This is a genomic window from Antarctobacter sp., from assembly GCF_034670325.1.
Taxonomy (GTDB): domain Bacteria; phylum Pseudomonadota; class Alphaproteobacteria; order Rhodobacterales; family Rhodobacteraceae; genus Antarctobacter.
The window spans coordinates 767,148-778,589 of sequence record NZ_JAXMNR010000001.1 but is presented as its reverse complement, the minus strand read 5'-3'; the positions used below and the strand labels follow the sequence as shown (position 1 = coordinate 778,589).

Annotated in this window: 13 protein-coding genes; 5 read left to right on the top strand and 8 right to left on the bottom strand. The window is 62.2% G+C overall.

What is annotated here, in order from left to right; all coding sequences use genetic code 11:
* Positions 1-55: 55 nt before the first annotated feature.
* From VOI21_RS03765 to VOI21_RS03755, 3 genes are read right to left on the bottom strand one after another with little or no spacing between them, the layout of a single operon-like run.
* Complete coding sequence (locus VOI21_RS03765) at positions 56-1,219, bottom strand: CCA tRNA nucleotidyltransferase (RefSeq protein ID WP_323767833.1); 1,164 nt, start codon at positions 1,217-1,219, stop codon at positions 56-58.
* Positions 1,216-1,818: a CoA pyrophosphatase gene (locus VOI21_RS03760; protein WP_323767831.1), complete on the bottom strand. Its 603-nt coding sequence runs from the start codon at positions 1,816-1,818 to the stop codon at positions 1,216-1,218. Before VOI21_RS03760 ends, VOI21_RS03765 begins: the two co-directional genes overlap by 4 nt.
* A complete protein-coding gene (locus VOI21_RS03755; RefSeq protein WP_323767829.1) occupies positions 1,805-2,788 on the bottom strand; it encodes an Hsp33 family molecular chaperone HslO in 984 nt (327 codons plus the stop codon). The genes VOI21_RS03760 and VOI21_RS03755 overlap by 14 nt, the downstream gene beginning before the upstream one ends.
* 78 nt (positions 2,789-2,866) lie before the next feature.
* Here VOI21_RS03755 and VOI21_RS03750 point away from each other — a divergent pair, with 78 nt between their 5' ends.
* The gene (locus tag VOI21_RS03750) at positions 2,867-3,310 is read left to right on the top strand and encodes an NUDIX hydrolase (protein WP_323767828.1); all 444 of its coding nucleotides are present in this window, start codon (positions 2,867-2,869) and stop codon (positions 3,308-3,310) included.
* A gap of 15 nt (positions 3,311-3,325) precedes the next feature.
* On the opposite strand, the gene VOI21_RS03745 is transcribed toward VOI21_RS03750, so the two are convergent.
* Positions 3,326-4,612, bottom strand: a complete 1,287-nt coding sequence (locus tag VOI21_RS03745) for a PP2C family protein-serine/threonine phosphatase (RefSeq protein WP_323767826.1) — start codon at positions 4,610-4,612, stop codon at positions 3,326-3,328.
* A 229-nt stretch (positions 4,613-4,841) separates the two neighbouring features.
* Between VOI21_RS03745 and VOI21_RS03740 the strand changes: the two genes are divergently transcribed.
* Positions 4,842-5,177: an Hpt domain-containing protein gene (locus VOI21_RS03740; RefSeq protein WP_323767824.1), complete on the top strand. Its 336-nt coding sequence runs from the start codon at positions 4,842-4,844 to the stop codon at positions 5,175-5,177.
* Between the two features lie 12 nt (positions 5,178-5,189).
* On the opposite strand, the gene VOI21_RS03735 is transcribed toward VOI21_RS03740, so the two are convergent.
* From VOI21_RS03735 to VOI21_RS03725, 3 genes are read right to left on the bottom strand one after another with little or no spacing between them, the layout of a single operon-like run.
* The gene (locus VOI21_RS03735) at positions 5,190-6,005 is read right to left on the bottom strand and encodes an SDR family oxidoreductase (RefSeq protein ID WP_323767822.1); all 816 of its coding nucleotides are present in this window, start codon (positions 6,003-6,005) and stop codon (positions 5,190-5,192) included.
* The gene (ilvA, locus tag VOI21_RS03730; protein WP_323767820.1) at positions 6,005-7,231 is read right to left on the bottom strand and encodes a threonine ammonia-lyase IlvA; all 1,227 of its coding nucleotides are present in this window, start codon (positions 7,229-7,231) and stop codon (positions 6,005-6,007) included. The genes VOI21_RS03735 and ilvA overlap by 1 nt, the downstream gene beginning before the upstream one ends.
* A 36-nt stretch (positions 7,232-7,267) precedes the next feature.
* Positions 7,268-8,008, bottom strand: coding sequence for a hypothetical protein (locus VOI21_RS03725; RefSeq protein WP_323767818.1), 741 nt, complete (start codon positions 8,006-8,008; stop codon positions 7,268-7,270).
* Between the two features lie 129 nt (positions 8,009-8,137).
* On the opposite strand from VOI21_RS03725, the gene VOI21_RS03720 reads away from it, so the two are divergent.
* Entirely contained in the window at positions 8,138-9,361 is a 1,224-nt protein-coding gene (locus VOI21_RS03720; RefSeq protein WP_323767816.1) for an argininosuccinate synthase, read from the top strand.
* A gap of 80 nt (positions 9,362-9,441) precedes the next feature.
* The gene (locus VOI21_RS03715) at positions 9,442-9,723 is read left to right on the top strand and encodes an SCP2 sterol-binding domain-containing protein (protein WP_323767814.1); all 282 of its coding nucleotides are present in this window, start codon (positions 9,442-9,444) and stop codon (positions 9,721-9,723) included.
* Between the two features lie 180 nt (positions 9,724-9,903).
* Here VOI21_RS03715 and VOI21_RS03710 read toward each other — a convergent pair whose 3' ends face one another.
* Entirely contained in the window at positions 9,904-10,317 is a 414-nt protein-coding gene (locus VOI21_RS03710; protein WP_323767812.1) for a hypothetical protein, read from the bottom strand.
* A gap of 204 nt (positions 10,318-10,521) precedes the next feature.
* Between VOI21_RS03710 and msrA the strand changes: the two genes are divergently transcribed.
* Positions 10,522-11,172 (top strand): peptide-methionine (S)-S-oxide reductase MsrA, encoded by a 651-nt coding sequence (gene msrA, locus VOI21_RS03705; RefSeq protein ID WP_323767810.1) that lies wholly within the window; start codon positions 10,522-10,524, stop codon positions 11,170-11,172.
* The last annotated feature ends 270 nt before the right edge of the window (positions 11,173-11,442 follow it).

Genomic DNA, 11,442 nt, shown 5'->3' with positions numbered 1-11,442 from the left:
ATGTCTCCCGGTTGAGATAGAGTCGGGACGTTCTTAGGGCAGAAAAATCGGTCTGTCACCCCTCGTCAAGCCAGCGGCGCAGGTCTGCCTTGTCCGGGGCAAACTCCATGGCGATCCAGTGATCTTCGGCCCGGCGCAGCGCCTCGCCCAGCGCAGAACCCTGATAGTCGGGTATCAAGTCCTTGGCTTTAAGCGGGAATTTTGCCTCCGCGCCTTTGGCGATTGGTGCGGCCATGTCCGTGGTCAGGGGGCTGCCAAAGCTGGCGGCGCGCAGGGCCATGACGGTCTGCGCGACCTCTGGCCCTTGGCGATAGGCCAGTTCCGCCGGTCCTTCTGTGCTGCCCATCAAATCGCGATACAGCACCAAGGTCCGCTGCTGCGCCTTGGACAGGCGCAGCGCCTCACCGTCGAAATAGCCCAGCACCGCCATGCGGGCCATCGGATCGGGTGCCCTGTCCAGCGCTGACTCAAACATCAGATAGGGCCCCAATGCGGTGATCCCCGCGCCCGGCAGGACGTGGGCCAGAACGCCCAACCGCTCCATCACCGAGACGGCAACCAGTGGATCGGGCGCTTGCAACAGCTTGACCAGCTCATGCCCCACCCGTTCGCGCGACAACACGTCCAGCCCGTCAATATTGGCGGCGATGGCGGCCAGCGCGTCGGGATCCATGCCCTCATGCGGGTCGCCGTACCATGCGGAAAAGCGAAAGAACCGCAGGATGCGCAGGTAATCCTCACGGATGCGGGTATCGGCATCGAGGATGAACCGAAAGTGCCGCGCTTGCAGATCGGGCAGGCCGTCCAGCGGGTCGATCAGCGTGCCACGGCGGTCGGCATAGAGCGCGTTCATGGTGAAATCGCGCCGCACCGCGTCCTCATGCACATCGTCGGCATAGCGGATCACCGCGCGGCGGCCATCGGTTTCCACATCCGCGCGAAAGGTGGTGACTTCAAACCCCTCACCCCCGGCCACCACGGTGATTGTGCCGTGGTCGATGCCGGTGGGGACCGCCTTGAGCCCCGCCGCCTTGGCCAGTTCCATCACCCGAGGGGGGCGGGCATCGGTCGAAATGTCCACATCGCTGACCGGCACACCCAAGAGCGCATTGCGCACGCAGCCACCCACCGCATAGGCCAGATGGCCGGCATCCTCCAACATCCCCATCACGGTCTGCGTCGCCGGAGAGGCCAGCCAGTCACCGGTTACGCGAGTCACGGCTGGACCCGGTCGGCCAGCGCGCGCAGCATCCGCGCCGTCGCGCCCCAGATGTAATAGGGACCAAAGGGAGCGGTGTAATACAGCCGCCGTTGACCGCGCCAGCGCCGCCCCTGCACCGAATAGCGCGCCGGGTCAGTGACATGGGCATAGGGCACCATGAACACCTCATCGACCTCACCCGGCTCTGGCACCGGCGTGAAATCGCCATGCACCAGTCCGATGACAGGCGTCACCAGAAAACCGGTCACGGTCTCATGAGGCGGCAGCGTTCCCAGCACCTCAACCTGTGCGGGGTCCAGCGCCACCTCTTCATGCGCCTCGCGCAGGGCGGCGGCGGTCTCATCCGCGTCACCGGGATCGACCTTACCGCCGGGAAAGGCGATCTGGCCGGGGTGATGTTTCAACCGGCTGGAGCGTTTGGTCAGGATCAGGTCCAACCCGTCACGCCCCGGTTTGAACGCCGCCAGCACCCCGGCAGGGCGCAGTTTACGGCCCTCGGGGAGGACAACCGCCGGGTTCAGGTCGAAATCCGAAGAGGGCGCGCCGGTGGAATCCGGCGCGCGCCGCAGGGCCGCGATCTGGTCAGTCGTTGCCATCGGCGTTGAGTCCCACGGTTGCCGGATCAAGCTCATAATGCGCGCCGCAGAACTGGCAGTCGGCGGTCACAAGACCCTCATCCGTTGTCATGTGGCCAATGTCCTTGGCCGAATAGATCGACAGGCTCTGGCGCACGCGGTCCTCGGAACAGGTGCAGCCAAAGCGCACCGGCTGCATCTCAAACACGCGCGGTTGTTCCTCGTGGAACAGGCGCACCAGCAGGTCGGTCGGCGGCACGCTGGGGCCGATCAGTTCCAGCTGTTCAAGGGTGGCAAGGTGGCTGTTCACCCGGTTCCAGTTTTCCTCGGTCTCACCGTCGACCAGATCCCCGGCTTGCAGCAATCCCTCTTCGCCCGATCCGCCATCCTTGGCAAAGGGCGAGGCCTTGGGCATGTGTTGCAGCATGATGCCGCCCGCGCGCCAGTGCTCGGGCGTGCCCGGTTCGGTCGAGCGACCGTAGGACAGCGCGAAAGTGGTCGGTAGCTGTTCGGACTGGGCGAAATAGGCCGCCGCACAGTCCGACAGGTTGTTGCCCGCGATGGGGGTGATGCCCTGATAGGGCTGCATCCCCTTTCCCTGGTCGATCATGATCGCGAAATAGCCCGCGCCCAGCTGTTGAAAGGGCGGTGCGTCGGTGATGCGGTCGCGGTCGAAACTGGCGTAGGCGCGGATGCGGGCGGGCTGGCCCTCTTCCTCGGGGCCGTAATAGTCGGTGGCGATCATCCGCACCGGGCCATTGGTCTGGACCTGCAGGGACAGCTTCCACCGCAGTTTGACGGTCTGGCCGATCAGCGCGGTCAGCAGCGCCATCTCGGCCACCAGTGCCTCGACCGGGGCGGGATAATCATGTTGTTGCAGGACGCCGGACAACACGCCGTCAAGCCGCGCCACGCGGCCGCGCATGTCCGAACGGTCAAGCTGAAAGGGCAGGACTGTGTCGTCCCAGGCGATTTTATTGCCGATGCTCATGGGGTTTCCTTGTCTGCCTTTGGCTGGCATATCGCGTCCATATAGGACCATTGGGCCGGGACGCAAAGGGGGCCGGACATGACACCACGGTTTGGCGCGCCACCACAGGCAGAGCGGCGGTATAGCCTGCGGCGCGGTGCCTACGCGATCCTGCCGCGCGATGGCCGTCTATTGTTGACCCATCAAGCCGCGCCCAACCCCGAGGTTCAATTGCCCGGTGGCGGGATCGATCCGGGTGAAAATGCCCTGCAGGCGCTGCACCGCGAGGTGTTCGAAGAGACCGGTTGGCGGATTGCGCGGCCACGCAGGCTGGGCGCGTTCCGTAGGTTCACCTTTATGCCGGAGTATGACCTCTGGGCCGAAAAGCTGTGCATCATCTATATCGCCGTGCCGGTACGCCCGCATGGTCCCCCGACAGAGGCAGGGCACGCACCGCTGTGGCGCACCCCACGCGAGGCCATGTGCGAACTGGGAAACCCGGGCGACCGTGCCTTTGTCGAACGCCACTGCACGCTCTGGTAATTTCACCGCCGTGGATCAATCAGCGCCGTGCCGGTCTTTGAGAACATCGAATTCCAGCAACGTCGCCGACACATCGTCGCTCAGCTTGCCCGCGTTGCCCATCTGCGAGGTAAGGCGCCAGAACATGTCTTCGAGGATGTCCGGCCCGGCGCCGCACCGCGCGCTTTCGCGGAAAATCTTGACCAGCCCGTCATCCCCCAACATGTCGCCGTTTTTCATCACCGCTTCGGTGAAACCGTCAGAATAGAGCAGCAATAGATCGCCGGTTTGCAGGGTGAAATCATGCTGATCATATGACACCTCATCCACCAGCCCGATCGGCAGACCGCCATCACCGATAAATTCGTGGCTGCCGTCCGGATGCAACAACAGCGCCGGGGAATGGCCCGCCTGCACCATGCGCATCCGTCCGGTGGACAGGTCAGCCGCAACATAGGCAAGGGTCAGATATTCCTCGACCCCCGGATCGGCGGACAGTCTTTGGTTCAGCATGCGCGCCGTCTCTGCCGGTTCGCGCATGGCGTAAAACCGGTCGAACCGCCGTTCCAGCGCAACATTCTGCTCTGGGAAGGTGGCGGACAGATAGCCCGCGACACGCGCGGTCACCATGGCCGACGTGATCCCGTGGCCTGACACATCGATACTGTATAGCCCTAACCGTCCGAATCCCGGCTTGAACATACCCACAAGGTCCCCGCCGACATGACCGCAGGGGTGCAACAGCAGGCTGACCCGTGAGGTCAGGATCTCTGTCATCCGTTCGGGAACCAGCGCCTGCTGGATCGTGCGGGCCTGCCGCAGGTCGTTGTCTATGGCCGTGTGGATCTCACGTAATTCGTCAAATGCCTCAGACACTTGTCTGTTCTTTTCCGACAATTGCCGTTCCATCGAAACGATCCGTTCGCCGGCGGTGATGCGCGCCCGCAGTTCGGGGGCGTTGACCGGCTTTGTCAGGAAATCGTCGGCCCCCGCATCCAACCCCTCAGCAATGTCGCCCTTTTCGCTCTTGGAGGTGAGCAGGATGAAATATCCATAGCCCTCATTCTTGAGCTCACGGAAGAGGCGGCAAAATTCCAGCCCGGACATCCCCGGCATCATCCAATCCGAAAGCACAAGGTCCGGTGGATGCTGCCGACAAATATCCAGCGCGTCCTGACCGGACTCTGCGGTCAGCACCTCATACCCCCAGCGGCGGACCATCGTTTCCACCATCTTGAGTTGTGCACGACTGTCGTCGACGACCAGAACGCGTTGAATCGCGCCGGTCACCACTGTCGAAATGCCTTTTCTCTGAGTCTGCAAAGCGGACCTTTTCGAAACTTTCATCGGTTCGCGACACCAGTAGGCACAGTTCCTTAACGACCCTTGAATGGTAAAATGCCATTCATTCTTGGGGACCGCTCCGCATTCGGGAAAGATGCTATTTACTACCAACACTTATACAAAGGTTGCCCGCAGCGCCGCCGTTTTGGCGCGTGGGTCATCGGGTGGGGCCCGTCTTGAAGTAGGGTCAAAATGATGGAGTCTGGGTATGATTGACTGGTCGCGCGTGGACGAACTGGTAGATGAAATCGGGCCAGAGGATTTCGGCGAGGTGGCCGACCTTTTCCTTGAAGAGGTTGAGGGCGCCATAGTCCTGCTGGAATCCAGCGAGGGCAATCCGGTTGTCACCGAAGAGCAGATGCATTTCCTAAAGGGCGCGTCGATGAACCTTGGGTTCGAAACGCTGGCCCAGCTTTGCCGCAAGGGTGAAAAATCCGCTGCTGCTGGCAACCCTGAGGCCGTGAGCGCCGCAGAGGTGCGAAAGGTTTTTGACGACTCGCGTAGCCAGTTCCAACAAGGTTTGCCGGATCGGCTTGCCGCCTGACAGCGGCACGCCTCAAATCTTGCGATGCAGCTCCGTCAGATCGCGCGGTGGGCCATCGGCAAAGGCCTCTCGCCGCAAGCGGCGCATCCCGTCGATCCAGCGATCCATATCCGCAGCCCGTCGTTGGGCAAATACCGCAGCTTCGGGATGCGGCACGATCAGGAACTTTCCGGCACTAAGGCCTTCAATGACCGAACGGGCCACGTCATCTGCAGTCAGAACCCGGTCATTCGGGCGAGTCTGATCCTCAGCGTCTGCATATCCCAGCAACGGCGTCGCCACGTATAGCGGGCACACCACGGACACATGAATGCCCTCGTCCCCGTGTTCGATGGCCAGAGACTGCGCAAGACTGACCGCCGCGTGTTTGCTGGCGGAATAGGGCGCGTCACCGATCTGGCTCAGCAACCCTGCGGCGGAGGCGACGTTGACCAGCCATCCATGACCGCGCGCGCGCATTGCGGGCAACACCAACCGCGCGGCGCGCAGGTGCGCCATAACATGCACATCCCAACTATCCTGCCACAGGTCGTCGGGCACACTGCAAGGTCCGTCCATCGCGCCCCGCGCAAACCCGGCGTTTGAGATCAGCATATCGATCCCGCCCAGCGCCGCCTCGGCCTGCGCCACAAGTCCGGCAATCTGTTCAGGATCGCGCAGATCGGCAGGCGTGGACCCTGCGCCCAGCGCCTTTGCCGTCTCTGCCAATTGTGCGCCGTTCATATCCGTCAGGAACAGCCGCGCGCCCTCTGCCGCCAATCGGTCCGCAAGGGCGCGCCCAATGCCCTGCGCCGCCCCGGTCAGCAGAACCCGCCGCCCCGCCAGCATCAGATCACGAACTGCGCGAGGATCTCATCCTCGGTGATGTCCTGATAGGTGAACCCGTGGGCGTCGAGATTGCCGAAAAGTGTCTGGAAATTCTCCGGCGCGGTTGTCTCGATCCCGATGAGGACAGAGCCGAAGTTGCGCGCCGATTTCTTGAGGTATTCGAATCGCGCGATGTCGTCGTCCGGGCCAAGCAACCCGAGGAAATCCTTCAACGCGCCGGGGCGCTGGGGCAACCGCAGGATGAAGTATTTCTTGATCCCGGAATAGCGCTGGGCGCGTTCCTTGACCTCTGGCAGCCGTTCGAAATCAAAATTACCGCCCGAGGTGATGCAGACCACCGTGCGGCCCGCAATCCCCTGTCCCAGATCCTGCAAGGCGTCGACCGACAGCGCGCCCGCCGGTTCCAACACGATCCCTTCGACATTCAGCATCTCGAGGATGGTCAGGCAAAGGCGGTCCTCATGGATGGTCAGCGAATTGGCCAGACCGACGCCTTTGAGCCGCTCAAACGTCCGCTCGCCGATCCGGGCCACCGCCGCGCCATCGGCAAAGGTGTTGACCGACGGCAGGGCAACCGGGCGTCCCGCTTGCAACGCAGCGCGCAGACAGGCCCCGCCCAAAGGCTCGACAAAGGTGTACTGCGCCTCTGTGCCGAAATAGCTGAGCATCCCGGCAGACAACCCGCCGCCGCCCACCGGAATGACAAGGTGATCGGGCGCGCGGCCCAATTGCTGTTCGATCTCGACGGCAACAGAGGCCTGTCCCTCGATCACATCCTCATCGTCAAAGGGCGACAGAAAATGCCCGCCTTCGGTGGCGCAGAATGCCTGCGCTGCCTTCAGGCAATCGTCGAAATAGTCGCCGGTCAGACGGATCTCGACCGCATCGCCGCCAAACATCCGGGTCTTCTGGATCTTTTGCTGCGGCGTGGTGACGGGCATGAAGATCACTCCCTGCACCCCGAAATGACGACACATGTAGGCGACGCCCTGCGCGTGGTTGCCGGCGGAGGCGCAGACAAACAGCACCTCTCCGCGTGCCTTGCGCATGGCGTTGAACGCGCCGCGCAGCTTGTAGCTGCGCACCGGGCTGAGGTCTTCGCGTTTCAGCAGCACCTCGGCACCAAACCGGTCCGACAGGTGGGCGTTGCGCAACAGCGGCGTCGGCGGAAAGACGTCGCGCATTGCGGCCTCGGCGGCCCGGGCCTTATCCTTGAAATCAGTCATGCCTCTGCTGTGGCCCAAGCCCGGGCTGCGCGCAAGTCAGTCGATGTCGCGCCCTTCGACACAGAGACCGTAGAGCGATGTCAGGACCGACACGCCGATCATCGTGGCGAACCAACCCACCACCACGCTGTAAACAAGGTTGATCAGCGACTTTGGATCGGGGTTCAGCCAAGCGGGCAATTGCACCAGCACGCTGAATCCGACAACGATCAGGGCAAGGACAACAACCGTTCCGTGCTCCTTGCCGGTGGCGGCCCAAGCCTCGCGCAGGGTCAGCTTGCGGTCGATTGCCCCGGCGGGCAGCATCACCCCGAAACGGAAGAACAGATAAACCGCCATCACAACCAGGACAAACAGCAGCGGCAGTGCCGCACCGGGGGCAGCAGCCATGACGATGCCAATCGGGATCATGGCGGCGACCACAGCCAGTGCGACCAACAGCGCGATCATCACCGAACGGCCCAGATAGGCCAGCACCAACCCACCCTGCCACTGCGGCAATGCGCCCTCGGGCACCTCTCCGGTCAGGACAAATCTGTGCCAGGCGACGGCGATCCAGAGGCTCGCGACTACGGCAAGGACAGCCGTCGCCAGAGCCATCATTGCCATACCCGGGCTGACCACCATCTCTGTCGCGTCTCCGGTCGGTGTCGCCATCAGGATCAGCACCTGATTCAGCGCCTGCACCGCGTAGAGAACCGCAGAGACGCGGAATGCGACCTCAAGGTTGTTAATCACCATCCAGAAGGAATGTTTGAAAACCTGCCAACCGCGCATGGGCCACCTTTTCGCCAACCAATTGGTCTGAGGGGGTAGCACTCCCGCGCCCCGCGTCAACGGGCCTTCCTTGCAGGGTCTCGTAAAACAGGCTAATCCGCCCGCCAAACCGCCCAAAAGGACAGATCCATGACCGCGCCCAAGAAAGTTGTGCTCGCCTATTCCGGCGGCCTCGACACCTCGATCATCCTGAAATGGTTGCAGACCGAATACGGCTGTGAGGTCGTGACCTTCACTGCCGACCTTGGACAGGGCGAGGAACTGGAGCCCGCCCGCGAGAAAGCGTTGATGCTGGGGATCCCGGCGGAAAACATCTACATCGAAGACGTGCGTGAGGAATTTGTCCGCGATTTCGTCTTTCCGATGTTCCGCGCCAATGCGGTCTACGAGGGGCTGTACCTGCTGGGCACCTCCATCGCGCGCCCGCTGATCTCTAAACGTCTGGTGGAAATCGCCGAGGAAACCGGTGCCGATGCCGTCGCGCATGGCGCAACGGGCAAGGGCAACGATCAGGTGCGGTTCGAACTCAGCGCCGCCGCGCTGAACCCGGATATCAAGGTGATCGCGCCTTGGCGGGAATGGGACCTGAACTCGCGCACTTCGCTGTTGGAATTCGCGGAAAAGAACCAAATCCCGATTGCCAAGGACAAGCGCGGCGAGGCCCCGTTCAGCGTGGATGCCAACCTGCTGCACACCTCTTCCGAGGGCCGCGTGCTGGAAGACCCCGCCGAGGAAGCGCCCGAATACGTTCACCTGCGCACGGTGAACCCCGAGGACGCGCCCGACACGCCGGAGGTTATCGAAGTGACCTTTGACAAGGGCGACGCGGTGGCGATCAACGGTGAGACAATGTCGCCTGCGACGATCCTGACCGCGCTGAACGACTATGGCCGCAAGCACGGCATCGGACGGCTGGACTTTGTCGAGAACCGTTTCGTGGGCATGAAATCGCGCGGCATCTATGAAACCCCCGGCGGCACCATTCTGCTGGAGGCCCATCGCGGCATCGAACAGATCACGCTGGACAGCGGCGCGGGCCACCTCAAGGATTCGCTGATGCCGCGCTACGCGGAACTGATCTACAACGGTTTCTGGTACTCGCCCGAGCGTGAGATGCTGCAGGCCGCCATCGACAAGTCGCAGGAGCTGGTGTCCGGCACGGTCAAGCTGAAGTTGTACAAAGGGTCTGTCCGCTGCATCGGCCGCTGGTCGGACAACTCGCTGTACTCTGAGGCGCATGTGACCTTTGAGGATGACGCCGGGGCTTATGACCAGAAAGACGCCGAAGGGTTCATCACCCTCAACGCGCTGCGTCTGCGCCTGCTGGCAGCGCGCAAGCGTCGGTTGGGCTGACCTGACGCAGATTCGCGTAACGTCACCCTATGCCTTGTCTCCCGTTTCGCGTCATACAGCGCGTGAAACGGGAGAATGACATGACACTCGATGAAATCGCGGACCTGTTGCGCAAAGGTCTGGCGCATAAGCCGCTGGACGACAGCTTGCGTTTCGATTGTGGCGACGACGGCGCGTTGCGTCTTGACGGCACCACGGTCGATCAGTCCGATGCCCCCGCCGACTGCACCATCCGCATTTCGCACGAAAACCTGTCAAAACTGGTTCAAGGCAACCTGAACCCGATGACCGCCTTTGCCATGGGCAAACTCAAGGTATCCGGGGACATGTCGGTGGCGATGAAGCTAGGTCAGCTTCTGTAAGCTGGGCACCTGTTCGGCCCCAAACGGGCAAACCACATACCCAGACAAATGACGGCCGCGCAGAACCGGAGCACCGGGACCCGCGCGGCCGTTCACCGTACCCGAAACGCAGGTACGTCACCGCCGCATAACCGGCGACGGTTGCCGGGCCGACTGACTGGCGCCAGCCCGGCTAAAGGATCACTTGGCGGTGACCACGGTCATGACCAGCTCACCGTCCTGACGGATCGGGCCATCTTCCTTTGCACCCAGGCTGTATTCGAAAATGCCGGTGGTCATGCCACCGTCTTCGCCGTGCACCATCAGCATCAGCATGTCGCCTGCCGCGACCTCTTCGGTCAGGATGGCGGTCACGTCCATGTTTTCACCCTTGCGCAGCGGCGCGTGGCCGACGACGGGGCCTGGCTTCATGTCAGCACCGGTGCGGTGGACAACCAGCCAACCATTGGCCGGGGCAACGATCTTGGCGGCGGAAACAGTGCCTTCTGCAACGGACTGGTCCATTGCTTCGACCATCGGGGCCATGCCGTGCCCGCCAGCAAAAGCGGCACCGGCGAACGTCATCAAAGCGGCTGTAACAATCTTGAAAGTCATAGGTTTTCTCCCAGTCAGGTTTGGCAGCGCAGGCGGTCTTGCCGTCGCTTGCTGATGACAGTCACGAGGCCAGTCCCGGAGAAGTTTCAGGGCGATGAGTTTTTTTTCCGGGGTCACGCCGCTCTCACCATTGGGTGATGTCACGCCGCCCCGGATTGCCAGACCGTGCCGCCGCGGGCAGGCTGATGGCAAAGGAGACACCCCATGACCCGTTTCACGTTTGTTCACCCTGCCCTTTTGTCCTTGCTGCTGGTGCTTGGCATTGCCGCCCAATCCCACCGCGCCCAAGCTGCGGAAATCATCGTCGCGGGGGGCTGTTTTTGGTGCGTCGAGGCGGATTTCGAAAAGGTGCGCGGCGTGCGTGAGGCGGTTTCGGGCTATACCGGCGGCAAGACCGCGAACCCGACCTACAAACAGGTCTCACGAGGCGGCACCGGCCACTACGAGGCGGTCAAGATCAGCTTTGACGCGGGAAAGGTATCTGACCGCGCGCTTTATGACCTCTTTTTCCGGTCGGTCGATCCCACCGACGCGGGCGGACAGTTCTGCGACCGGGGTGAAAGCTATCGCACCGCGATCTTCTATCAGGATGCGGGACAGAAGAACGCCGCCATTGCCGCCAAGGCAGAGGCCGAAAAGGCGTTGGGGAAAAAGATCGTCACTCCGATCCTGTCGGCCAAGGCCTTCTACCTCGCCGAGGATTATCATCAGGACTATTACAAGGGGTCAAAACGAGTTGTCACCCGGTTTGGCGTTGTCAAGCAAAGCGATGCCTACAAACGGTATCGTAAGGGCTGTGGCCGCGATGCGCGCGTCAAACAGCTTTGGGGCAGCGCCGCGCCTTTTGTGAACTAAGGATTCGTCGCCAGATCAATTTTGTCCGAACCCTGTCTGCCGTCCTCTGCGGTAGACAAGGTCCGGACGCGGCATTGGTCAGCAGTCTCAAGCGGCGAAATCATGCTTTTGGCCGACCGCCGACTTGGCTGAGTGCTGCCTATGCATGTTTTTCGGAAAATTCCCCCCGATATCGGCTACCCTTCGGATGACAACGCGAACCTCATTTCTCGTGTTGATCGGCTTTATATACATATTTTCCAGGCAGTTGCGCCTGCCGAAATCATGGCG